General features: G+C 69.5%; 13 protein-coding genes. 3 read left to right on the top strand and 10 right to left on the bottom strand.

What is annotated here, in order from left to right; all coding sequences use genetic code 11:
- Positions 1-20: 20 nt before the first annotated feature.
- From AU195_RS07705 to AU195_RS07695, 3 genes are all read left to right on the top strand, one after another.
- Positions 21-3,290 (top strand): arabinosyltransferase domain-containing protein, encoded by a 3,270-nt coding sequence (locus AU195_RS07705; protein WP_059158477.1) that lies wholly within the window; start codon positions 21-23, stop codon positions 3,288-3,290.
- A gap of 20 nt (positions 3,291-3,310) precedes the next feature.
- Complete coding sequence (locus tag AU195_RS07700; protein WP_502687321.1) at positions 3,311-6,520, top strand: arabinosyltransferase domain-containing protein; 3,210 nt, start codon at positions 3,311-3,313, stop codon at positions 6,518-6,520.
- A gap of 69 nt (positions 6,521-6,589) precedes the next feature.
- Positions 6,590-7,879 (top strand): HNH endonuclease signature motif containing protein, encoded by a 1,290-nt coding sequence (locus tag AU195_RS07695; protein WP_059158476.1) that lies wholly within the window; start codon positions 6,590-6,592, stop codon positions 7,877-7,879.
- A 36-nt stretch (positions 7,880-7,915) separates the two neighbouring features.
- Here AU195_RS07695 and AU195_RS07690 read toward each other — a convergent pair whose 3' ends face one another.
- The 10 genes from AU195_RS07690 to AU195_RS07645 all read right to left on the bottom strand — a co-directional run bounded on the left by AU195_RS07690 (position 7,916) and on the right by AU195_RS07645 (position 24,172).
- On the bottom strand, positions 7,916-9,211 hold the full coding sequence (locus AU195_RS07690) for a serine/threonine-protein kinase (RefSeq protein WP_059158475.1): 1,296 nt from the start codon (positions 9,209-9,211) through the stop codon (positions 7,916-7,918).
- Between the two features lie 46 nt (positions 9,212-9,257).
- On the bottom strand, positions 9,258-9,902 hold the full coding sequence (locus AU195_RS07685; protein ID WP_286149155.1) for a dihydrofolate reductase family protein: 645 nt from the start codon (positions 9,900-9,902) through the stop codon (positions 9,258-9,260).
- 14 nt (positions 9,903-9,916) lie between these two features.
- Complete coding sequence (locus AU195_RS07680) at positions 9,917-11,104, bottom strand: metallophosphoesterase (RefSeq protein ID WP_059158766.1); 1,188 nt, start codon at positions 11,102-11,104, stop codon at positions 9,917-9,919.
- 137 nt (positions 11,105-11,241) lie between these two features.
- Positions 11,242-12,792: an acyl-CoA carboxylase subunit beta gene (locus AU195_RS07675; protein WP_059158474.1), complete on the bottom strand. Its 1,551-nt coding sequence runs from the start codon at positions 12,790-12,792 to the stop codon at positions 11,242-11,244.
- 5 nt (positions 12,793-12,797) lie between these two features.
- Entirely contained in the window at positions 12,798-18,323 is a 5,526-nt protein-coding gene (pks13, locus tag AU195_RS07670) for a polyketide synthase Pks13 (protein ID WP_172800503.1), read from the bottom strand.
- Between the two features lie 54 nt (positions 18,324-18,377).
- The gene (gene fadD32 / locus AU195_RS07665; RefSeq protein ID WP_059158472.1) at positions 18,378-20,267 is read right to left on the bottom strand and encodes a long-chain-fatty-acid--AMP ligase FadD32; all 1,890 of its coding nucleotides are present in this window, start codon (positions 20,265-20,267) and stop codon (positions 18,378-18,380) included.
- Between the two features lie 224 nt (positions 20,268-20,491).
- Positions 20,492-21,499: a carboxylesterase Culp6 gene (culp6, locus tag AU195_RS07660; RefSeq protein WP_059158471.1), complete on the bottom strand. Its 1,008-nt coding sequence runs from the start codon at positions 21,497-21,499 to the stop codon at positions 20,492-20,494.
- Between the two features lie 34 nt (positions 21,500-21,533).
- Positions 21,534-22,094, bottom strand: a complete 561-nt coding sequence (locus AU195_RS07655; protein WP_059158470.1) for a DUF732 domain-containing protein — start codon at positions 22,092-22,094, stop codon at positions 21,534-21,536.
- The gene (locus AU195_RS07650; RefSeq protein WP_059158469.1) at positions 22,069-22,965 is read right to left on the bottom strand and encodes an alpha/beta hydrolase-fold protein; all 897 of its coding nucleotides are present in this window, start codon (positions 22,963-22,965) and stop codon (positions 22,069-22,071) included. Before AU195_RS07650 ends, AU195_RS07655 begins: the two co-directional genes overlap by 26 nt.
- A 163-nt stretch (positions 22,966-23,128) precedes the next feature.
- A complete protein-coding gene (locus tag AU195_RS07645; RefSeq protein WP_059158468.1) occupies positions 23,129-24,172 on the bottom strand; it encodes an esterase family protein in 1,044 nt (347 codons plus the stop codon).
- Positions 24,173-24,395: the final 223 nt, after the last annotated feature.

Genomic DNA, 24,395 nt, shown 5'->3' with positions numbered 1-24,395 from the left:
GTCGCCTACCATCGACGCTCGTGCCCGCACACCGCTTCGTCCGCCTGATCGCCGTCTTCGCGGGCCTGGCGGGCGTCCTGCTGTGCGCGTTGACCCCGCTGCTGCCGGTCAGGCAGACCACCGCCACGATCCTGTGGCCCCAGGCACCCGCCGAGGACGGGTTCGTCGGCGACCTGACCGCCCCGCTGGTGTCCGGCGCCCCGCTGGCGCTCGACGTCGCCATCCCCTGTCAGGCGATCGCCACCATGCCCGCCGACGGCGGCCTGGTGTTCTCCACGATCCCGCCCGGAGGTATCGCCGCGGGCCGCAACGGGCTGTTCGTCCGGGCCAACGCCGACGATGTGGTGGTGGCGTTCCGCGACACCGTCGCCGCGGTGGCCCCACGGACCGCGATTGCCGGCGGCGCCTGCAGTGAGCTGCGCATCTGGGCCAACGTGGGCGCGGTGGGCGCCGACTTCGTCGGTATCCCCGGTGCGGCGGGCACGCTGTCGCTCGACAAGCGGCCGCAGGTCGCCGGGGTCTTCACCGAACTCGAGGTGGCCCCGCAACCCGGTCTGACCGCCCGCATCGACGTCGACACGCGGTTCGTCACCAGCCCCACGCTGCTCAAGCTGGCGGTGATGACGCTGGGCGTGCTGTGTGTGATCGGCTCGATCGTCGCGCTGGCCGTGCTCGACCGGCGCGTCGGACGTGGCGTCCCACGCGCCTGGCGGAAGCTGCGGCGGGTCGGCCTGTCGACCTGGCTGGCCGACATCGGGGTGATCGGGGCGCTGCTGATCTGGCATGTGGTCGGGGCGCAGTCGTCCGACGACGGTTACAACCTGACGATCGCGCGCATCGCCGACGAAGCCGGCTACACCGCCAACTACTTCCGCTACTTCGGCGCCACCGAAGCCCCGTTCGACTGGTATCAGAGTGTGCTGGCGCAGTTGGCGTCGGTCAGCACGGCCGGCGTGTGGATGCGCATCCCCGCCACGGCCGCGGCGATCGCGACGTGGTTGATCATCAGCCGCTGCGCGATGCCCCGGCTCGGCAGGCGCCTGGCCGCCAACCGGGTCGCGGTGTGGACCGCGGGCGCGGTGTTCCTCGCGGCCTGGTTGCCGTTCAACAACGGTCTGCGGCCCGAACCGCTGATCGCGTTCGCGGTCATCGCGGTGTGGATGCTGGTCGAGAGGGCGATCGGCACGCGGCAGCTGTGGCCCGCCGCGGTGGCCGTCGTCATCGCGATGTTCTCGGTGACCCTGGCGCCACAGGGTCTGATCGCCCTCGCGCCGCTGCTGGTCGGTGCGCGCGCGATCGCCCACATCGTCTCGGCCCGCCGCGCTGCCGACGGGCTGCTGCCCTCGATCGCCCCGCTGGTGGCAGCGGCGTCGCTGCTGTTCGTCATCGTCTTCCGGGACCAGACGCTGGCCACCGTCGCCGAGTCGGTGCGCATCAAGTACGTCGTCGGCCCGACGCTGCCGTGGTACCAGGAGTTCCTGCGGTACTACTTCCTGACCGTCGAGGAGAGCGTGGACGGCTCGTTGAGCCGCCGCTTCTCGGTGTTGATCCTGTTGCTGTGCCTGTTCGGCCTCATCGTGCTGCTGCTGCGCCGCGGACGGCTGCCCGGCACGTTCGGCGGCCCGGTGTGGCGGCTGACGGGGACCACCGCCGTCGGGCTGCTGCTGCTGACGCTGACGCCGACGAAATGGGCGGTGCAGTTCGGCGCATTCGCCGGGCTCGCGGGTGCGCTCGGCGGGATCACCGCGTTCGCGTTCGCCCGGGTGGGCGTCAACAGCCGGCGGAACCTCGCGCTCTACGTCACCGCGCTGCTGTTCGTGCTGGCGTGGGCGACGTCCGGGATCAACGGCTGGTTCTATGTCGCGAACTACGGGGTGCCCTGGTTCGACAAGCAACCGGTGATCGTCGGCTACCCCGTCACCACGATCTTCCTGGTGCTCGCGATCGCCGGCGGCATCCTCGCCGGCTGGCTGCACTTCCGCATCGACTACGCCGGACACACCGAGGTCGCCGACACCGGACGCAATCGCGCGCTGGCGTCGACCCCACTGCTCGTGGTGGCCGTCATCATGGTGGTGCTCGAACTGGGGTCGATGGTCAAGGCCACTGTCGGGCGCTATCCCGTCTACACCATCGGCGCGGCCAACGCGGCGGCTCTGCGGTCGGGCCTGTCGGACACCAGTTGCGCGATGGCCGACGAGGTGCTCGTCGAGGCCGACACGAATGCCGGGATGCTGCAACCGGTTCCGGGTCAGCGCTTCGGCGAGTACGGCCCGCTCGGCGGTGAGGACCCCGTCGGCTTCACCCCCAACGGCGTCAGCGACACCCTCGAACCCGCCGAACCCGTGGCGGCCAACCCCGGCACGGTGAACTCCGACGGTCCGGTGGACAAACCGAACATCGGCGTCGGATACGCGGCGGGCACCGGCGGCGGTTACGGGCCCGAGGGCGTCAACGGCTCTCGGGTGTTCCTCCCGTTCGGCCTGGACCCCGACCGCACCCCGGTGATGGGCAGCTACGACGAGCCCGGCTCGGATCAGGCAGGAGTGGCCGCCGAGGCGACGTCGGCGTGGTACCAGCTGCCCGCTCGGACTCCCGACCGGCCGCTGGTGACCGTCGCCGCCGCCGGCGCGATCTGGTACTACGAGGAGGACGGGTCCTTCAACTACGGACAGTCGCTGAAACTGCAGTGGGGTGTGCACCGGCCCGACGGCTCGTACCAGGCCCTCACCGAGGTCCAGCCGATCGACATCGTGCAGCAGAAGGCGTGGCGCAACCTGCGCTTCCCGCTGGCGTGGGCGCCGCCGGAGGCCAACGTGGCCCGCATCGTCGCCGACGACCCGAACCTGTCCGAGGATCAGTGGTTCGCGTTCACGCCGCCCCGGGTTCCGGTGCTGCAGACCGCAGGTGACTTCCTCGGCAAGCAGACACCGGTGCTGATGGACATCGCGACCGCGGCGAACTTCCCGTGCCAGCGGCCGTTCGCCGAACACCTCGGGGTGGCCGAACTGCCGGAGTACCGGATCCTGCCGAACTTCAAGCAGGTGGTCACCTCGTCGAACCAGTGGCAGTCCGCCGAGGACGGTGGGCCGTTCCTGTTCATCCAGGCGCTGCTGCGGACGGCCACGATTCCGACCTACCTGAGCAACGACTGGTACCGGGACTGGGGTTCGATCGAACGCTATATCCGGCTCGTGCCGCGCGACGACGCGCCCGACGCCGTGATCGAGGAAGGGTCGAAGCGAGTGTTCGGGTGGAGCCGGGGCGGACCGATCAGGGCACTGCCGTGAGCGGCACATCGGGAGAAGCCGTGAGCGGCAGGTCGGAGAAGGCCGTGAAGCGCCCGGCGAGCCGGGACGTGAAGCTCGCACGCTGGGTCGCCACGATCGCCGGGCTCCTCGGCTTCGTCATGGCCGTCGCCACCCCGCTGCTGCCCGTCACCCAGACCACCGCGACCCTGAACTGGCCGCAACAGGGTCAGTTCGCGAACGTCACCGCGCCGCTGCTCTCCCAGGCGCCGGTGAGCCTGACCGCCTCGGTGCCGTGCGAGGTGGTCCGCGAGCTGCCGCCCGAGGGCGGGCTGGTGTTCGGCACCGCACCCGCCGAGGGACGTGACGCGGCGCTCAATGCGATGCTGGTCAACGTCACCCGCACCCGCGTCGACGTCATCGTCCGCAACGTCGTGGTCGCCAGCGTCAACCGGGCCCGGGTCACCGGCACACCCGGGTGCGAACGCATCGACATCACGTCCTCGGAGGACGGCACGTTCGCCGAGTTCGTCGGCCTGCGCAGAGCCGACGGATCACCGCAGCGCACCGGTTACGCCGACCCGAACCTGCGGCCCGCGATCGTCGGCGTGTTCACCGACCTCACCGGGCCCGCACCGCCGGGGATGTCGTTCTCGGCGACGATCGACACCCGGTTCACCACCGAGCCGACCGCGCTGAAGCTGACCGCGATCCTGCTGGCGATTCTCTCGACCGTGATCGCGCTGCTGGCGCTGTGGCGGCTGGACCGCCTCGACGGCCGCCGGATGCACCACCTGATCCCGACCCGCTGGCGCACCGTGACAGCTGTCGACGGCGTCGTGCTCGGCGGCTTCGCGATCTGGTACGTGATCGGCGCCAACTCCTCCGACGACGGCTACATCCTGCAGATGGCGCGGGTGGCCGACCACGCCGGCTACATGTCGAACTACTTCCGCTGGTTCGGCAGTCCCGAGGATCCGTTCGGCTGGTACTACAACCTGCTGGCGCTGATGACCCACGTCAGCACCGCCAGCATCTGGATGCGGCTACCCGACCTGATCTGCGCCGTCGTGTGCTGGCTGCTGCTCTCCCGGGAAGTGCTGCCCCGCCTCGGGCCCGCGGTGATCGCCAGCCGCCCGGCGCTGTGGGCCGCCGGGTTCGTGCTGCTGGGCGCGTGGATGCCGTTCAACAACGGGCTGCGCCCCGAAGGTCAGATCGCGACCGGCGCGCTGATCACCTACGTGCTGATCGAACGCGCGGTCACATCGGGCCGGCTCACCCCCGCCGCGCTGGCCGTCACCACCGCCGCGTTCACGCTCGGCATCCAGCCGACCGGGCTGATCGCCGTGGCCGCGTTGGTGGCCGGCGGCCGTCCGATCCTGCGAATCCTGATGCGGCGCAGGCAGTCCGTGGGCATCTGGCCGTTGCTCGCACCGCTGCTCGCCGCGGGCACCGTGGTGCTGGCGGTGGTGTTCGCCGATCAGACGTTGTCGACGGTGTTGGAAGCCACCAGGATCCGCACCGCGATCGGCCCCAGCCAGGAGTGGTACACCGAGAACCTGCGGTACTACTACCTGATCCTGCCGACCGTGGACGGCGCGATCGCGCGACGCGTGGCGTTCCTGTTCACCGCGCTGTGCCTGTTCTCGTCGCTGTTCATCATGTTGCGGCGCAAGCGGATTCCCGGTGTCGCGCGCGGGCCGGCCTGGCGGCTGATGGGCATCATCTTCGCCACGATCTTCTTCCTGATGTTCACCCCGACCAAGTGGATCCACCACTTCGGCCTGTTCGCCGCGGTGGGCGGTGCGATGGCGGCGCTGGCGACCGTGCTGGTCTCACCGGTGGTGCTGCGTTCGGCGCGCAACCGGATGGCGTTCTTGTCGGGGTTGCTGTTCGTGCTGGCGCTGTGCTTCGCCTCCACCAACGGCTGGTGGTATGTCTCGAATTTCGGCGCACCCTTCAACACGTCGGTGCCCGCACTCGGCGGCGTGACGGTCAGCGCAGTGTTCTTCGTGCTGTGCGGCGTCGCGGCCGTGTGGGCGTTCCTGCTGCACGTCGGCGACAAGCGGGAGTCCCGCGTGGTCAACGCGCTCACCGCGGCACCGATCCCCGTGGCGGCGGGGTTCATGGTTCTGGTCATGGTGGCGTCCATGGCGATCGGCGTGGTGCGCCAGTACCCGACTTACTCCAACGGGTGGGCCAACATTCGCGCATTCGCCGGCGGCTGCGGCCTGGCCGACGACGTGCTCGTCGAGCCCGATTCGAACGCGGGCTTCCTGCGGGCGCTACCGGGCGATTACGGGCCGTTGGGTCCGCTCGGCGGCAGCGGACCGGTGGGCTTCTCCCCCAACGGGGTTCCGGACCGCATCATCGCCGAGGCGATCCGGCTCAACAATCCGCAGCCCGGCACCGACTACGACTGGAACCAGCCCGAGCAGCTGTCCCGGCCCGGGGTGAACGGCTCCACGGTGCCGCTGCCCTACGGCCTCGACCCCACCCGGGTCCCGGTAGCAGGCACGTATTCGACTGGCGTGCAACAGGAAAGCCGGCTGGCGTCCGCATGGTACGAACTGCCCGCACCGGACGACGCCCACCCGCTGGTCGCGATCACCGCGGCGGGCACGATCGCCGGCCGCAGTGTCGCAGAGGGATTCACCTCCGGACAGACCGTCGCGCTGGAGTACGCCCGGCGCGGCCCCGACGGTGCGCCGGTGCCCGCAGGCCGCGTCGAACCGTTCGACATCGGCCCCACACCGTCGTGGCGCAACCTGCGCTATCCGCGTGCGCAGATCCCGGGTGACGCGGTGGCCGTCCGCGTGATCGCCGAGGATCTGAATCTCGGTCAGGGTGACTGGATCGCGGTGACGCCGCCGCGCGTGCCCGAGGTCCGGTCGGTGCAGGAGTACCTCGGCTCCGAACAACCGGTGCTGATGGATTGGGCGGTCGGCTTGGCGTTCCCGTGCCAGCAGCCGATGCTGCACGCCAACGGGGTCACCGAGATTCCGAAGTTCCGCATCTCGCCGGACTATTACGCCAAGCTGCAGAGCACCGACACCTGGCAGGACGGCCTCAACGGCGGTCTGCTGGGCATCACCGACCTGCTGCTGCGGGCGTCGGTGATGTCGACATACCTCTCGAAGGACTGGGGTCAGGACTGGGGGTCGCTGCGCAGGTTCGACACCATCGTCGACGCCGAACCGGCGCAGATCGATCTGGGCACCGCGACGCACAGCGGGCTGTGGAAGCCGGGCGAGATCCGCATCCAGCCGTAGGCGGTTCCCTGGCGTTGTGGCGGCTGATCGCGGTCCAGAGATGTCAGACCCCCCTGGTTGTATGGGGTCATGTCCTCGAGCATGGCGTCCGGCGCGGTGGTGGTGCGCCCCATCGACCGGCTCGAGGTGCTGTTCGACGAGTTGGCCGAGTTGACCGGTCAGCGCAACGCGATCGACGGGCGGCTGGTGGAGATCGCCGCCGAGATCGACCACGACGAGTTGTGTGGGATGACGGGCGCGAAGTCGGTGGCGCATTTGATGGCGTGGAAGACCGGGTCGTCGTCGAGGAACGGTAAGACCATCGCCGCCATCGCCCACCGCATCGCGGAGTTCCCCCAATGCGTGCAGGCGCTGCGGGAGGGGCGGCTGTCGCTGGATCAGGTCGGGGTGATCGCCGACGGCGCGGGGCCAGGGTCTGACGAGCATTACGCCGAGCTGGCTAAAAGCGCCACGGTCAACCAGTTACGCACCGCGATCAAACTCGAACCCCGACCCGAACCCGAACCCGCACCCGAACCTCAGGGCGACACCGACATCCCGCCCGAGCCCGAGCCGGTGCCCGAGCCGCGATCCTCGATCACCAAGACCTCCGACGAGCAGTACACCCACTGGCACATCACGATGCCGCACGCCGAGGCAGCGGTGTTCGACGCCGCCCTGCAATCCCACCACGACGGGTTGATCGCCCAGTGGAAACACGACCACGACACCGATAGCCCCGGTGCCCGGCCGCCGTTCCCCACCCTCGGCGATGCGTTCAATAGCCTGGTCGAGGCCGGGTGGGACGCCGAGGCCACCCGCCGCCCCCACGGACACCGCACCACCGTCGTCGTGCACCTCGACCTCACCGACCGCATCGCCGCCCTGCACCTGGGGCCGCTGCTCTCCGACGCCGATCGCCGCTACCTGACCTGTGACGCCACCTGCGAAGTGTGGTTCGAACGCGCCGGACAACCCATCGGGTCCGGGCGCGCCACCCGGCTGATCAGCCGCCGGCTACGCCGCGCCCTCGAACACCGCCACCCCACCTGTGCGGTCCCCGGCTGCGGAGCCACCCGCGGTCTGCACGCCCACCACCTCCGGCACTGGGAAGACGGCGGCCGCACCGACCTGGACAACCTCGTGCTGGTCTGCCCCTACCACCACCGGCTGCACCACCAAGGCGTCATCACCATCACCGGACCCGCCTCCCGACTCGCCGTCACCGACGGCGCCGGCCGCGCACTGCACTCCGGGTCACTCGCGCGCCCGCCGAATCAGCCCCCGCCCACGGTCGCGCCCTACCGAGGACCTACCGGGGAGCGCGCCGACTGGTGGTGGTACCCGCCATACCAACCCCCACCACCAACAACCAATTAGGCCGTTCCGGCGGGATCCGCATCCAGCCGCAGGCGGTCAGCTGTTGGCGGCGTTGTGGCGGCTGATCGCAGCGTCACAGTCGGCCTGCGACTGATTCGTCTGCTCCATGCAGACCCGCACGTTGGCCTCGTCGGGGCTCGTCCCCGCGGGGACGGACAGACTGTCGAACTCGCCCTGGTACTTCGACCAGATCGTCTCGTTCGTATCGGTCAGCCTGGCGCAGTAGGCGGGGGTGCCGGTGGTGGTCACGCCGGCCGCGCCCATCGTCGCGCAGTCCGCGCCGACGACGACGACCGGGAGCGCCGGTGCCGCATTCGTCGCGGCGTCGTCGCGCTGGAGAAACCAGAACACCCCGGCGGCCGCCAGGACCGCCGCCGTCACCGCCGCGGCGGTGACCGGGAGCGCCCGCGGCCACCGCCTGGGCTTGACCGGTTTGGCGTGGCGGGGCACTGCCGCGGCTTTCGACGACACCGTCTCCATGGCGGCGTCGTCGCTGCCGATGCGGTGCTCGAGTGCCCGCGCGAAGTCGACACACTTGTCGAACCGCTTGTCCGGCGACTTCGCCAGCGCCCGGCCGAACACCGGACCGAGTCCGGACAGTTCGGGACGCACCGAACCGATCGCCGGCGGGTCGGCGGTCAGGTGCGCGCTGATCACGACGGCCGGATTGCTGTGCGTGAACGGCGGTGTGCCCGTGAGCAACTGGTACGCGGTCGCGGCGAGGGCATACTGGTCGGCCCGGCCGTCGATGTCGTCGCCGCGCAGCTGCTCGGGGGCGGCGTAGGCGACGGTCCCCACGGTCATGTTCGTCCCGGTAAGCCCGCTGGCGTCACCGGCCTGGCGGGCGATGCCGAAATCGGCCAGCATCGGGCGCTCGTCGGGCGATCCGGGATTGGCGATGAGGATGTTCGCGGGTTTGACGTCGCGGTGATACAGGCCGCGCTCGTGGGCGTGGTCGAGCGCGGAGGCGACCGCGGTGATGATGCGGGCCACCACGTCGGGCGGCATGCCGTGCGGGTAGCGCTCGGCGAGCAGCCTGGCCGCGTCGGTGCCCTGCACGAAGTCCATCGAGATCCACAGCAGGCCTTCGACGTCGCCGCGGTCGTGCACCGACACGACGTGCGGGTGCCACAGCGTGGCGGCGATGTCGGCTTCGCGCTGGAACCGCTGGCGGTACTCGTCGTCGGCGGAGACCGCGGCGGTGAGCACCTTGAGCGCATCCTGGCGCGGAAGCCGTGGATGCTGCGCCAGGTAGACCTCGCCCATACCGCCGTGTCCGAGAGACCGCAGGATCGTGTACCCGGCGATCACCTCGCCTTCCGCAAGCGGCATGGGCGAATCCTATGCGCCCTCGCCTTTGCGGGTGGGAGTGCGGGGGTCATCGCTGCGCGGACAGGTGCGCCTTTGCCTCGTCGTAGCCCTGCGCTTGCGGCGCCTCCGCCGGCGCGTACACCAGGTTCAGCACACCCGTGGAGAAGGTCTGCGCCGACAGCACCCGCAGCGGGAGCGACGGGCCGCCGCCGTCGAAGAGGCGTTCACCTCGACGAACGGCGATCGGATGTACGAGCAGATGCAGTTCGTCGAGCAGGCCGGCGTCGAGTAGTTGACGCACCACCGACACCGATCCGCTCATCGCGATGTCGCCGCCCGGCTCGGACTTCAGCGCGGCCACGGCGTCGGTGAGTTCGCCGGCAAGCTGTTCGGAGTTTCGCCAGTCGAATCGCAGACGCTGACGCGAGACGACGATCTTGCGCATGTCCCCGAGTTGCCGGGCGAACTCGGCGTCCTCACCGCCGTCGCGCTCCCGCTGTGGCCACGCGCCGGCGAAGCTGTCGTAGGTCCTGCGGCCGAGCAGGACGGTCTCGGCGGCGCCGAGCGTGGCGTCGACGGCCGCGCCCATCTCGTCGTTGAAGTACGGGAAGTGCCACTCGTCGGGCGCCTCGACGACCCCATCGAGAGCGATGAACAGTCCGGCTTTGATCTTTCGCATGCCGGACAGACCCGATGCGGGCGCGGAACTCATCGCGCAAGTGCCCCCTAGGTCCGGCGCAGCGTCAACAGCGAGATCTCGCTCGGCGCGAAGATCCGGAACGGCGGACCCCAGAATCCCGTACCGCGGCTGGTGTACAGCTGCGTCTTCTCGCCGTGCGTGCTGAGGCCCTGGACCACCGGCTGCTCGAGCCGGACCAGGACGTTGAACGGCCAGATCTGGCCGCCGTGCGTGTGACCGGAGATTTGCAGATCCACCCCGGCGCGCACCGCGTGGGCGACCTGCTTGGGCTGATGCGCCATGAGGAGGACCGGCAGTGCGCCGTCCGCGCCGGCGAGAGCGGCGTCGAGGTTGGCGCCGTGCCCGCGCAGACCGGACGCCTTGGCCGTCGCGTCGTCGACGCCGGCGACGACGAGGCGGTCACCGCCGCGCTCGACGACGATGTGGCGGTTGTGCAGAGCCGCCCAGCCGATCCGTTCCATGTAGTCCAGCCAGCCCTGCGCCTCGCTGAAGTACTCATGATTGCCGGTGACGTAGACCCGGGCCGAGGAGGCGGCCACGTCGGCCAGCGGAGCGGCCTGGTCCATCCGCCGGCTCACGATTCCGTCGGCGATGTCGCCGACGTGGCAGACGATGTCGGCGCCGAGTTCGTTGACCCGCCCCACCACGGCCGCCGACCATCGGGTGCGGTCGATCGGGCCGTAGTGCGTATCGGTGATGACCGCGACGCGCAGCCCGTCGAGCCCGCGACCTAGTCCGGCGATTGCGACGGTGACCTTCCGGATGCGCGGCACCCGCATCGCCTCGGCGTAACCCCACGCCAGCAGGACCACCGAGACGGCGATCACGGTGAGCGCCACCGCGCGCCCGCGCACCGGATCCTCGACCCCGACGGCGATCAGGACCACCCGTAGCCCATTGCCGAGTACCGACCAGACGAACAGCACCCACGCCACACCGAGCATCGCGTCCGCGGTGGCTGACATCCAGTCCGGGCGGGTGTGACCGCGGCCGAGGAACATCATCGCCGGCATCGCGACGAAAGCAGCGGCGAAGATCAGCGAGCCGGTGACGACGACCCACGCCGGCCAGGACGTACCCGCCAGCAGCAGCGTCCACCAGGGGACAGCGAACAGCAGAAGCAGGATCGCCGACACGATCACCGTGCGACGCCATCTCGTTCGGGAACGACGTGGCCGTCTGTCATCCACCACGTCGGCCGGGACGTCTGTCATCGCGCCTTCGTCACGCATACGACCCGACGGTACCGACCGTCACGCGCGTTCGACGTTCGGCGAGCGTGCACAGACGGCGGCGTCAGGCACGGCGCGTCGTGAGCAGACACGCACGCTCGCGGGAAGAGGCGAGCGGTCTAGATCGGGATGAGACCGTGCTTGCGCTGCACTCGCTGAATCTGCTTGTCCCGCAACAGCCGCATCGCGCTGCGCAGCTTGAGCCGGGTCTCGTGCGGTTCGATGACGGCGTCGACGTAGCCGCGCTCGGCCGCCACGTACGGCGTCGCCATATCGCGGTTGTAGCCCTCGATGAACTGCCGCCGGATCTCCTGCACCTCGGGGGCGTTCGGGTCCGGGAAGCGCTTGACGATCAGCTGCGCGGCACCCTCGGCGCCGATCACCGCGATACGCGCCGTCGGCCACAGGAAGTTGAAGTCCGACGTCAGCTGCTTGGACCCCATCACCGCGTACGCGCCGCCGTAGGACTTGCGCACCGTGATCGTCACCTTCGGCACGTCGGCCTCGACGACGGCGTAGAGGAACCGGCCGCCGCGCTTGATGATGCCGTTCTTCTCCTGCTCGACGCCCGGCAGGAAGCCGGGGGTGTCGACGACGAACACCAGCGGCACGTTGAACGAATCGCAGAACCGCACGAAGCGGGCCGCCTTGTCGGACGCCTCGTTGTCGATCGCGCCGGACATGTGCATCGGCTGGTTGGCGACGACGCCGACCGGCCGCCCGTCCACGCGCGCGTAGCCGGTGATGATGGCCTGCCCCGCCTGGCCGGCCACCTCGAGGAAGTCGCCGTCGTCGAAGATCCGCAGCAGGATCTCGTGCATGTCGTAAGCGGTGTTGTCGCTGTCCGGCACGATCGAGTCCAGCTCCAGATCGTGCGGGGTGACCTCCGGTTCCAGGCCCGGGTTGACGATCGGCGCGTCGTCGAAGGTGTTCGACGGCAGGAAGCCGAGGTAGTCGCGGACGAACTGGAACGCGTCCTTCTCCGTGTCGACGACGGTGTGGATATTGCCGTACTTGGCCTGCGCGTCGGCGCCGCCGAGTTCGTCGAGCGAGACGTCCTCACCGGTCACGTCCTTGATGACGTCCGGGCCGGTGACGAACATGTAGCCCTGATCGCGGACCGCGACGATGAGGTCGGTCTGGATCGGCGAGTACACCGCACCGCCCGCGCACTTGCCGAGGATGATCGAGATCTGCGGGACCAGACCGGACAGCAGTTCGTGGCGACGGCCCAGTTCGGCGTACCAGGCCAGCGAGGTCGCCAGGTCCTGGATGCGGGCGCCGCCGGAGTCGTTGATGCCGATGATCGGGCAGCCGACCATGGCCACCCACTCCATGAGCCGGGACACCTTGCGGCCGAACATCTCTCCGACCGAACCGCCGAACACGGTCTGGTCGTGGCTGAACACACCGACCGGACGTCCGTCGATGGTGCCGTGGCCGGTGACCACGCCGTCGCCGTAGAGCGCGTTCGGGTCGCCGGGCGTACGGGCCAGCGCGCCGATCTCCAGGAAGCTGCCCGGGTCGAGCAGCGCGTGGATGCGGGCCCGCGGGCTCGGGATGCCCTTGGCGTCACGCTTGGCGGCGGCCTTCGCACCACCGGGTTCCTTGGCGAGCTCCAGCTTCTCGCGGAGTTCGGCGAGCTGTGCTGCGGTGGTCCGTTCGGTCACTTGCTCTACTTCCCCTGGGCCTCGATACGGTTGATCGCCTCGCTCATGTGGGCACCCACCTTCGCGATGTACGGCTCGTCGATCGCCTGGATGTGCTCACCTCCGATGGGGACCACTTCCAGCTCCGAAACATACTCACCCCAGCCGCCGTCGGGTTGGCGGGTGGCGTATCGCGGTTCGAAGTAGATCGCGTCGTCGTGGTAGCGGTCGGCCATGTACAGCGTGACGTGCCCGTCGTACGGCTTGATCTCGGCGGTGTCGATCATGCGGTTGTCGAGGTACGACGTGCGCTGGTGCTCGATGATGCCGCCCGGGATCTGCACGCCGCTGGCCGCGACGGCCTCCATGACGAACCTGACCTGACCCTCGTCGTCGAGGTTCTCCAGCTCCTCGTACGGGATCTCCGGGATCTGCACGTTGAACGTGCGCTCGGCGAACCGGGCGTACCGCTCCCAGCGGGCGCGGGTCTCCTCCTTGGTCTGCGGGACCTCCTCGCCGGCGCGCACCGCGTCGATGAGGCCGACGAACCGCACGTCCGCACCGGCCTGCTTCAGACCGATCGCGCAGGCGTAGGCCAGCACCCCGCCCAGCGACCAACCGGCCAGGATGAACGGCCCCTTGTGCATCTCGAGCAGCTTCGGCACGTATTCGGCGGCCCGCTCCTCGACCGAACCCTCGACCCGCTCGATGCCGTACACCGGGGTGTCGGCGGGCAGCCGGTTGAGCAGCGGTTCGTAGACCACCGTCGACCCGCCAGCCGGGTGGAACACGAACACCGGGACGCGGTCACTGCCTTCCTGCGGTGCGCGCAGCACCCGGACGAAGCCGTCGACCTTGCCCGCCTCGAGGTGGTCGCGCACCGTGGTGGCCAGCTCCTCGATGGTCTTGGCGGCCGTCACCTCGTCGGCGGTGATGGTGCCTTCGGCCCGCTCGGTCAACCGCTCGGCCATCTTCTGCGCGGTGGCGTCGTCGACCTTCGGCAGCTCGTTGAAGATGCCGCCCGGCGATTTGCCGGTGACGATCGCCCAGGTGGCGAACGTGACGCGTTCGGCCGCGTCACGCGGCGGCACGTCGGCACCCAGCGCCTCGGTGACGGCCTCCTGGGTGAGCACCTGCGCGGCGGCCTTGGCGGCGGACGACTTGGCGGTGTCCGGGCCGGCCGGGTTGGTCGGCGGCGCAGGGATGTTCGCCGTCGGTCCCGACGGATCGGTCGGCGGGGCCGGGATACCCGCCGCACCGTCGCCCTGCGTGCTCGGTTCGGCCTGCGGATCGGGCACCGGTGTGGTCGCCGTGGTCTCGTTCGCTCCCGACAACACCGCGGCCTGTTCGGCGGCCTCTTCCGACGCGCCGAGCGGATGCCCCGCTGCGGCCAGCTTCTCCTCGAGCTCGGCCACGGTGGACGCCCCGCCCATCAGCTCGGCCTGCTCAGCGGCGATCTCCTCGGCGGTCTTGCCTTTCTGCGACTCGGCCAACTGGTCGACCTCGTCGCGGTGCTCGATCGCGTAGACGATCAGCTGTTCGACGGCGTAGAGGTTTGCGTCACGCACCGCGGTCAGCTGGATCGGCGGCAGGTCGAAGTCGTATTCGACGCGGTTCTTGATCCGCACCGCCATCAGGGAGTCCAGGCCGAGCTCGATGAGCGGCACCTCCCACGGCAGGTCCTCGGGCTCGTAACCCATGGCACCGCCGACGATCCGGCCCAACCGGTCGCGCACCGTCTCACCGGAATCCGGTGACCACTTACCCAGGCCCGCACCCAGATTCGCGCCCTGGGTGAGGTTGTCGGACAGGATCGCCGCGTCGTCGTCCGGCTCGCCGCCCGCCAGCGCCGGCGAATCAGTCTGCGCCGCAACCGTTCCGGTCGCCACCGCGGTGGGCAGATGCCCCGCCGCGATCAGCGGAGATGCAACCTGAGCCGCGCCGCCGCGGGTGACGATCGCGTCGTAGACCAGCGTGAACGACTCGTCGATCCGGGCGTGCACCTGCACCGCCGCCCCACCCGGATGGCGGGTCAGCGTGGTCACCAGGCGGGCGCCGTCACCGGGCAGCGCACGCTGTTCGGCCGCTGCCACCGCGGCATCCGGGAACACCTGCGAGGCAGCGGATTTCACGAGCGCCGCCAGAGCTTGAGCGTCCACGGCGCCGCGAGGACTGTACTCCCACACGTGCCTGCCGTCCGGGGTGGCGACGTGGCTGCCCGGCATGACGCCGGCGTTGTCGCCGCTGAAGCGCACGTCGAGCCAGTGCGGCTTACGGCGGAAGCGCGTCGGCGGGATGTTCGCGTAGTCCAGCGCACCGGCCAGCCCACGCGAGCGCCGCGGGAACAGCGTGCGCATGTCGAGGTCGTGGCCGTGCACGAACAGCTGCGCCATCGCCGCGGTCATCGAGTCGACCTCGTCCTGCTTGCGGGCCAGCGTGGCGATGAGCTGTCCGTCGTGCAGACCCGCCGACATCGTCGTCAACCCGACCTGCATGAGCGCCACCGGGTTCGGGGCGAGTTCGAGGAACGTGGTGTGGCCGTTGTCGACCGCGTTGCGGATGCCGTGGGTGAAGTAGACGCTGTGACGCAGGCCCTTCTTCCAGTAGTCCACGTCGTGGATCGGGTCGCTGCCCGCACGCAGGAACTTGCCCTCGTGCACCGTCGAGTAGTAGCCGATCTGCAGCGGGTGCGGGGTGATGCCGACCAGCTCGGCCGCCAGTTCGCCCAACAGCGGATCCATCTGTGTGGTGTGGCTGGCGCCCTTGGTCTGGAACTTGCGGGCGAACTTGCCCTCTTTCTCGGCCCGTTCGATGATCGCGTCGACCTGCGCGGGAGGACCGCCGATGACGGTCTGATTGGGGGCGGCGTAGACGCACACCTCGAGGTCCGGGTAGTCGGAGAACACCGTCTTGATCTCGTCGGCGGAGTACTCCACCAGCGCCATCAGCCGGATGTACTCGCCGAACAGCATCGCCTCGCCCTCACCCATCAGGTGGCTGCGCGAGCAGATGGTGCGGGTGGCATCCTCCAGCGACAGACCGCCGGAGAAGTACGCCGCGGCGGCCTCGCCGAGCGACTGGCCGACGACCGCACCGGGTGTGGCGCCGTGATGCTTGAGCAGCTCACCGAGCGCGATCTGGATCGCGAAGATGACCAGCTGCACCTTCTCGATCGGCAGCTCGGTGGTGTCGTCGCTGTAGTCGATGGCGTCGTCGAGGATGAGTTCGAGGATCGAGTGCCCGCGCTCGTCCTGGATGAGGCTGTCCACCTTGTTGATCCAGTCGGCGAACACCTCGTTGCGCAGATACAGGCTCTTGCCCATCTTGCGGTGTTGCGCACCGAAACCGGCGAGCACCCAGACCGGCCCGTTGGTGACCGGCCCGTCGGCGCTGTAGACGTTCGGGCTCTGCTTGCCCTCGGCCAGGGCGCGCAGCCCCTTGATCGCCTCGTCGTGGTCACGGGCCATCACCACCGCGCGGGAGCGGCCGTGGTTACGCCGCGACAGCGTCCGGCCGATCGACTCGAGCGACGACGCCCGCCCCTCCTCGCTGTCGATCCAGTCGGCCAGCTCGGCGGCCGCGGCCCGCTTACGCGAGGTCAGGAATGCCGAAACCGCAAGGGGCACCAGCGTAGTGGGCTGCTCTTGCGCCTCCAGCTCTTCGCGTGCGACCTCGAGCAGTCGCAGCGCCTCGTCGGTGAGGCCGGGCAGTTCGTATTCGGGTTCGGCCGCCGCGGCCGGCCGGTCCAGACCGTCATTGTCCAGGTCATCGTCATCGATGAACTCGCCGTACTCGTCCATCCGCACCCCGCCCACGTACACGGCGGGCTGGTTCGGCTCGGCGGTCACCTCGACCACCTGCTCGGTTTCGGGCTCGACGAGATCGCTGGGCAGCACCTCGCGCAGAACCAGGTGCGCGTTCGCGCCGCCGAAGCCGAAGCCGGACACACCGGCGATGGCGTGACCGCTGTAACGCGGCCAGTCGGAGACGCTGTCGTTGACCTTCAGCCGCACGGCGTTGAAGTCGATGTAGGGGTTCGGGCCGGTGTAGTTGATCGACGGCGGCAGCTTGTCGTTGCGCAGCGACAGCGCCACCTTCGCCAGGCTGGCCGCACCCGCGGCCGACTCCAGGTGTCCCACATTGGATTTCACCGCACCCAGCAGGGCGGGCTTGTCGACGGGCCGGTTGCGCCCGATCACCCGGCCGAGCGCGTCGGCCTCGATCGGGTCACCCAGGATGGTGCCGGTGCCATGCGCCTCGACGTAGTCGACGTCGCGCGGGTTGATGCCGGCGTCCTTGTAGGCCTTGCGCAGCACCTCGGCCTGCGCGTCGGGGTTCGGGGCGAGCAGGCCGTTGGACCGGCCGTCGTGGTTGACCGCGCTGCCCGCGATCACCGCGTAGATCTCGTCACCGTCGCGCCGGGCATCGGAGAGGCGCTTGAGCACGAGCATGCCCGCGCCCTCGGACCGGGCGTAGCCGTTGGCGTCCTGCGAGAACGACTTGATCCGGCCGTCCGGGGCGAGCACCCCGCCGACCTCGTCGAACCCGATGGTCACCAGCGGGGTGATCAGCGCGTTGACGCCGCCGACCACCGCGACATCGGCCTCACCGGCACGCAGCGCGGCCACGCCCTGGTGCGCGGCGACCAGCGAACTCGAACACGCGGTGTCGATCGCCATCGACGGGCCGCGGAAGTCGTAGAAGTACGACACGCGGTTGGCGATGATCGAGCTGGTGGTGCCGGTGATCGCGTACGGGTGGGCGACACCCGGGTCGGCCACGGACATGAAGCTGTAGTCGTTGTTCGACGCGCCGATGTACACGCCGACGCGCGAACCGCGCAGGCTCGACGCCGGGATGCGCGCGTGCTCCAGCGCCTCCCACGTCAGCTCGAGCGCCATCCGCTGCTGCGGATCGATGTTGTCGGCCTCCATCTTCGACAGGGCGAAGAACTCGGCGTCGAAACCCTTGATGTCCTTGAGATAGCCGCCGCGGGTGGCCGCCTTGGCGACGCGCTCGGCGATCCGCGGCTCGCCGAGGAACTCCTCCCAGCGGCCCTCCGGCAGATCGGTGATCGCATCGCGGCCCTCGAGCAGCGCCTCCCACATCTCGTCGGGGGTGTTCATATCCCCCGGGAAGCGGGTGGCGAGGCCGACGATGGCGACATCGTCGACGTCGCGCTCACGGCTCCAGTCGGTGCCGTCGTCGTCGTGCACGACCTCGGGCTCACCCTCGATGATCACCGTCGCCAGCGACTCGATGGTCGGATGGCGGAACGCCACGGTGGCGGTCAGCGTGACACCGGTGAGGTCCTCGATGTCGCTGGCCATCGCGACCGCGTCACGCGAGGACAGGCCGAGCTCCACCATCGGGGTCGACTCGTCGATCCCGTCGGCGCTCTGCCCGGTGGCGTTGGCGATCCAGTTGCGCAGCCATTCGCGCATCTCGGCGACGGTCATGTCGACCTGGGCGGGCCGCAAAGGGCCGTCCTCCCCCTGTGCGACGACCGGCTGGTTCTCGGCGGAGGGCGAATTGTTCGGTGTTTCAGACATGTTCATCTCTTTCGCCGCCCGCGGCGGTGTGTGGGGGAAGGCGAGGTCCGTTCGTCAGTCGGTCTCGTCGGGGAAGGCGTTGGCGACCTTCCCGCTGCGGAGGGTGCCGTCGAGGTAGGCCGAGCGGCACGCCCGGCGGCCGATCTTGCCGCTCGAGGTCCGCGGGATCGCGCCGGCCGGGGTCAGCAGCACGTCGCGCACGGTGACGCCGTGACGTACGGCGATCGCGGCACGGATGTCGTCGGCGATCGGGCCCATGTCGAGCTTGTGGGCGCCCGGCGCCCGCTCACCGACGATGACGAGTTGTTCGGAGGTGTCGTCGGGGTCGCGTTTGAGGCCCGCGTGCGCGTTCTCGAACACCTCGTCGGGAAGCTGGTTGGCCGGCACCGAGAACGCGGCGACGAATCCGGTGCGCAGCGCCTTGGTGGCTTCCTGCGCCGAGTACTCGAGGTCCTGCGGGTAGTGGTTGCGGCCGTCGATGATCACCAGGTCCTTGACGCGGCCGGTGATGTAGAGGTCGCCGTCGTAGAAGGCGCCGTAGTCACCGGTGCGCACCCACGTCGCGTCGTCGGGCGCGCCCTCGGCGTGGCTCGGGTTCGTCCGCGACTTGAGGATGTTTTGGAAGGTCTCGGCGGTGGCCTCCTCCTTGCCCCAGTAGCCGGTGCCCATGTTCTGCCCGGAGATCCAGATCTCGCCGATGTGGCCGTCGGGGAGTTCGGTGGCGGTGTCGTGGTCCACGATGACCGCCCACTCCGCGATGCCGACCTTGCCCGCCGACGCCTGCGCGACGGCCTTGGGCGAATCCGGCGGCACCTCGACGAAGCGGTGGCTGTTCAGTTCGTCGCGATCGACGGTGACGATCTTGGGGGATTCGTTGACCGGGGTGGTGGACACGAACAACGTGGCCTCGGCCAGACCGTACGACGGTTTGATGGCCTGGGGCCTGAAACCGAAGGGCCCGAACGCCTCGTTGAAGTTGCGCACCGTGGCCGCCGAGATCGGCTCGCTGCCGTTGAGGAGCGCCTTGACGTTGGACAGGTCCAGCGGCGGCTCACCCTCGCGGGGCACTCCGCGGGCGGCGGCGTGGTCGAACGCGAAGTTCGGCGCGACGGAGATGACGCCCCCGGTCTCGCCCTCCTTGCGGGCCATCTCGCGGATCCACCGGCCAGGCCTGCGGACGAAGGCCGCGGGCGTCATGAACGAGATGTAGTGCCCGATCATCGGCGAGATCATGATCGTGATCAGGCCCATGTCGTGGAAGAACGGCAGCCAGGACACACCCCGGTCGCCCTCCTCGCCCTCGAGGGCCTCAATCACCTGCACGACGTTCGTGGCCAGGTTCAGGTGCGTGATCTGCACACCGGTCGGGATGCGCGTCGAACCCGACGTGTACTGCAGGTAGGCGATGGTCTCCTGGGTGACGTCGACCGACTCCCACGTCTGCCCGACTTCGTTGGGGACCGCGTCGACGGCGATCACCCGGGGACGCTGGTTGGCCGGCCGGGTGCGGAAGAACTTGCGCACGCCCTCGGCGGCCTCGGTGGTGGTCAGGATCGCCGACGGCGTGCAGTCGTCGAGGACGGCGTGCAGGCGTCCGACGTGGCCGGGCTCGTTCGGGTCGAACAGCGGCACGGCGATGCGGCCGGAGTACAGCGTGCCGAAGAACGCGACGAGGTAGTCGAGGTTCTGGGGGCACAGGATCGCGACGCGGTCGCCCGGCTGGGTCACCTGCTGCAGGCGGGCGCCGACGGCCCGGTTGCGGGCGCCGAAGTCGGCCCAGCACAGGTCGCGCTCCACGCCGTCGCGTTCGGTGGAGAAGTCGATGAAGCGGTACGCCAGTTTGTCGCCACGCACCTTCGCCCACCGCTCGACGTGTCGCACCAGGTTCCCGTTGTCGGGGAACTTGATGAGGCCGTCCTTGATGAACGGGTTGTGGAACGGCATTTCACACTCTCCTGTCACACCGCGGCTTGCTGCACGGCTCCTCTTAGGGACGCTGCAGTCCCTCGGCGGAGGGCGCGGACCCGAAGCTCAAAATTTTACTCGCGCTAGGGCGGGTGCCGGTCTCCGCGAACCCGCGTCGGTCATGGCTCCCAGCCTTAGTTTTCTCTTAATGTCAAGCATGTTAAGGGCCGTCCAGGCACTCGCCAAATCAACTCGGTCACATGTCAACCATGTTTTGGTTGCGGCGCGCTCTCGATGACGTTCCGCGCCCAGTTCAGCGTCCACTCCGTCGCCGGCTGGCCGTCGACCTGCCAGAACTGCGGGGTGGCGTACATCGCATGGATCGGCTGACCGGCGCCGCCCGCCAGGGTCTCCAGCGTGCGTGGCAGGTTGACGATCGAGAACGCCGACTCCGGAGCGGCGCAGATCAGGTCGCCCGGCGCGCAGATCTCGAAGACCCGGTCGTTGAGCTGGCCGAAACCACCCGGACGCGGTCCCGTCATGCTCAGGCCCAGGGCGCTCAGCGTCGGCACCTCGTGCAGCGTGATCTCCGCACCCACCCCCGGCGGGTTGGGCCCGACGTCCTGCCCGACACCGGTCTGGCGGCGGCCGTCGGCGATCGCGGTCACCCCGAGCAGCAGGTCCTGGTCGATGGGGCCGCGGCCGTTGCCGACGTCGCTGGCGATGTCCCCGGCGATCACCGCGCCCTGCGAGAACCCGACGATGACGTAGCTGGTCAACGGGCACCGGTTGTTCATGTCCGTCAGCGCCTTGACCGCGGCCTGGGTGCCCTCGGCGCGACTGTCGTTGTACGACATCTGCTTGTCCGCCGAGAACGGATTGTGGAACTGCGCGGTGTAGGGAACCGTGTAGATCTCGAGGCGGTCGTTGCCGAACTCCGCGCGCAGCGGGTTGGTCACGTTGAGCAGCAGCGCGATCGGGAACTGGTTGGGGTTGAACGGGTCCATCTGCGGCGAGGACTCCCACGTGCCCGGAATGGACAGCAGCTGCACGTCCGGGCAGCTGGCGTCCTGGAACTCCGGGCGCGGCTTCCCGGTCGACGGCACGCCCGTCGGCGGCACCGCGGTGGGGGGCAGCGCCGTGTCCGGTGTGTCGGGTTTGCGCATCACCACCACGATGATGGCCACGACCAGCACCACCACCAGGGCCATCGCCCCGGCGGCGGCCAGGGCGAGGATGCGGTGACGCTTGCGTCGACTGGTTTTCGGCATGGGGTATTCGGCTCCTCGCGTACGCGGGTCTGCGCTAGCAGAGTCGTTCGGTTGCGATGCGAATGTAGTCGGCGGTCGCGGAGTCGACCTCCCTCACCGAGGTTCGCATGGAACTGGGTCGCGTCGCGCGCACGTCGCTGCGCACGAGCGGCAGGATGAACTCCCACACCGCCTGATCGCTCTGCTTGGCCGCGCGCGCCTGACAGACCGCGGATCCGATGGACAGGGCTCGCAGTTCGGTGGTGGCCCGCACCCCGGCGGCCTTCAGCGCGTCCAGGTAGCGCCGCTGCTGGCCGGTGACCGTCACCGCACCCGGCTGCCCGGCGCCCTCGGGCGGGCTGGGCAGATCCGATCCGCGGTCGCCCGCGTCATGGGGTAGCGCGGCGGGCGGCGGTGGCGCGGTCGAGGTGACGTCACGGTTGAGCACGTCGTCGGTCAGCGCGCACGCGGCGACGAGCACGACCGCGGACAGCACGAACAGCGTGGGGAGGATCCGCCGTTGGGTGTGCTGCACGGTTCCACGGTACCGGCTGCCCGACGCGGGCCCCGGTGACCGGATCGGCCGCCGGTCAGCGGATCGCGGCCACCAGGTCACCCGACATGGCTCCCAGTTGCGGCGCCCAGCTGCCCCAGCCGTGCTCGCCGCCCGCCGGGAAGTCGAAGTGCCCGTTGCTGCCGCCGACGGCACGATAGTGCTGGTAGAACGCCCGGTTGCTGCCCTGGGCCTGATCGCAGTACCCGATCATCGCGGCCGGGTCGACGCATGTCAGCGTGGTCGGGCTGTAGACCCACAGCCGGGTGTTGTTGTTCGCCAGCAGCTGGATGTGGACGTCGGGGTCGTGCCACTTCCAGCGGCCCAGCTGTGGGAGGCCCCACATGTTGCGGGTGTCGACGCCGCCGTACTGGGCCAGGCCCGCGGTGATGGCGCCGTTGAGCGTGGTGGCCGACGGTGTCATGAACCCCGACATGGACCCGGCGTAGCGGAAGCGGTCGGGATGGAAGGTGGCCATCATCATCGCGCCGGTCCCGCCCTGGGCAGCGCCGACGATGCCGTGCCCGCCGGGGGCCAGGCCCTTGTTGGCGGCCAGCCAGTCTGGCAGCTCGGTGGCCAGGAACGTCTCCCACTGCCGGCTGCCGTCCTGCTCCCAGTTGGTGTAGAGGCTCCACGCGCCGCCGGCGGGCGCGGCGACCGAGATGCCCTTGCCGGCAAGCGTGTTCATCGCGTTGCCCGCGGTCACCCAGTTGCTCACCTCGGGGGCGGCGTTGAAGGCGTCGAGCAGGAACACCGCGTGCGGTCCCCCACCCTGGAACGCGACCGGGATGGCCCGGCCCATGGCGGCCGAAGGCACCATCAGGTACTCGACGCCCTGGGCCCGGGCGGTGGTCTCGGAGGTCATCTCCGTCGCCGACCACAGGCCCGCGGCCAGCACCACGGCCGCGACCGCTCGCAACAACCCACGCATCATTCGGCACACCTCACGTCTGTCGACCGTCTGTTCGCCAATCCCCGCCGCAGGTAGTGAACCACACCACTGTCGGGCGCCGGGTTGGAAAGCCCCCGCAAACGGCCGACGGCGGCGACCCCGTGAGGGATCGCCGCCGCCTGCGGATCGTTGCGTGAGCCGTCGGTCAGCCAGCCGGGGCCGGCGCGGGGCTCGGCTGCGGCACCGCACCCAGCACGCGCTGGATGTCCGGCTTCATCTGCTGGAGCTGCTGGCCCCAGTAGCCCCAGCTGTGGGTACCGGACTGCGGGAAGTTGAACACGCCGTTGCGGCCACCCGCGGCCAGGTACTGCTCCTGGAACGTCTCGTTCGTGCGCAGCGTGAAGCCCTCGAGGAACTTCGCGTTGAAGTTGTCGCCCTCGACCTGGCCGTTGATGTCGGCCGGCTTGCCGTTACCGCAGAACACCCAGATGCGGGTGCCGTTGGCGACCAGCTTGTCGATGTTGACCATCGGGTCGTTGCGCTTCCACGCCGGATCGCTCGACGGACCCCACATGTCCTCGGACTTGTAACCGCCCGCGTCACCCATCGACAGGCCGACCAGCATCGGCCACCAGCCCTCGGACAGGTTCAGGAAGCCCGACAGCGACGCCGCGTACTGGAACTGCTGCGGGTAGTAGATCGCCAGCGTCATCGCGGCGGAACCGGCCATCGACAGGCCGACGGCGGCGTTACGGTTCGGGTTCACACCCTTGGTCGACGCCAGGTAGGCGGGCAGCTCGCTGGTGAGGAAGGTCTCCCACTTGTAGGTGGAGCAACCGGCCTTACCGCAGGCGGGCTTGTACCAGTCGCTGTAGAAGCTGGACTGGCCGCCGACCGGCATGATCACCGACAGGCCGGAGTCGAGGTACCACTCGAACGCGGCGGTGTTGATGTCCCAGCCGTTGAAGTCCTCCTGCGCGCGCAGGCCGTCGAGCAGGTAGACACCCGGGGAGTTGGCGCCGCCGCTCTGGAACTGGACCTTGATGTCGCGGCCCATGCCCGCAGACGGGACCATGAGGTACTCGACCGGCAGGCCGGGACGCGAGAACGCCCCTGCAGTCGCCGAGCCTCCCGTTGCGCCCACCAGCCCGGGCACCACGGCGGTGGCCGTGACGACGGCCATGGCGCCCATCGTGAGCCGGCGCGGCATGGCTTTCACCGCGGCGCGCATCTTCCCAACGAAACTCATACTGCTATTTCCCATCTGTCGTAAGCCGCAACCGGTCCGGGCACTCCAAACCAGCCGCGTTGCCCGTGTAGTCAACCACACGATCGTGTGATCGTTCTCTCCAGCGTGTTTCGCCACGACCGCCGCTGCGCCGTTGCAGGAGGCGTTCGAGCCGGTGGGTGCGAGGTGCGTTCACGCACCTCAGCGCCCCGGCGCGCGGGTGCCCGCCGAGGGGGGATCCGAG

Origin of the sequence: Mycobacterium sp. IS-1496 (genome assembly GCF_001499995.1) — a bacterium.
Taxonomy (GTDB): Bacteria; Actinomycetota; Actinomycetes; order Mycobacteriales; family Mycobacteriaceae; genus Mycobacterium.
The sequence above is the reverse complement of the archived record's forward strand: the minus strand, read 5'-3'. Positions and strand labels throughout refer to the sequence as shown.

Bases quoted from the DNA above. Each gene is read 5' to 3' on its own strand.
- fadD32 (WP_059158472.1), bottom strand. From the start codon at position 20,267: ATGCCGTTCCACAACCCGTTCATCAAGGACGGCCTCATCAAGTTCCCC.
- AU195_RS07695 (WP_059158476.1), top strand. From the start codon at position 6,590: ATGTCCTCGAGCATGGCGTCCGGCGCGGTGGTGGTGCGCCCCATCGAC.
- culp6 (WP_059158471.1), bottom strand. From the start codon at position 21,499: ATGCCGAAAACCAGTCGACGCAAGCGTCACCGCATCCTCGCCCTGGCC.
- AU195_RS07690 (WP_059158475.1), bottom strand. From the start codon at position 9,211: ATGCCGCTTGCGGAAGGCGAGGTGATCGCCGGGTACACGATCCTGCGG.
- AU195_RS07650 (WP_059158469.1), bottom strand. From the start codon at position 22,965: ATGATGCGTGGGTTGTTGCGAGCGGTCGCGGCCGTGGTGCTGGCCGCG.
- pks13 (WP_172800503.1), bottom strand. From the start codon at position 18,323: ATGTCTGAAACACCGAACAATTCGCCCTCCGCCGAGAACCAGCCGGTC.
- AU195_RS07645 (WP_059158468.1), bottom strand. From the start codon at position 24,172: ATGAGTTTCGTTGGGAAGATGCGCGCCGCGGTGAAAGCCATGCCGCGC.
- AU195_RS07680 (WP_059158766.1), bottom strand. From the start codon at position 11,104: ATGACAGACGTCCCGGCCGACGTGGTGGATGACAGACGGCCACGTCGT.
- AU195_RS07685 (WP_286149155.1), bottom strand. From the start codon at position 9,902: ATGAGTTCCGCGCCCGCATCGGGTCTGTCCGGCATGCGAAAGATCAAA.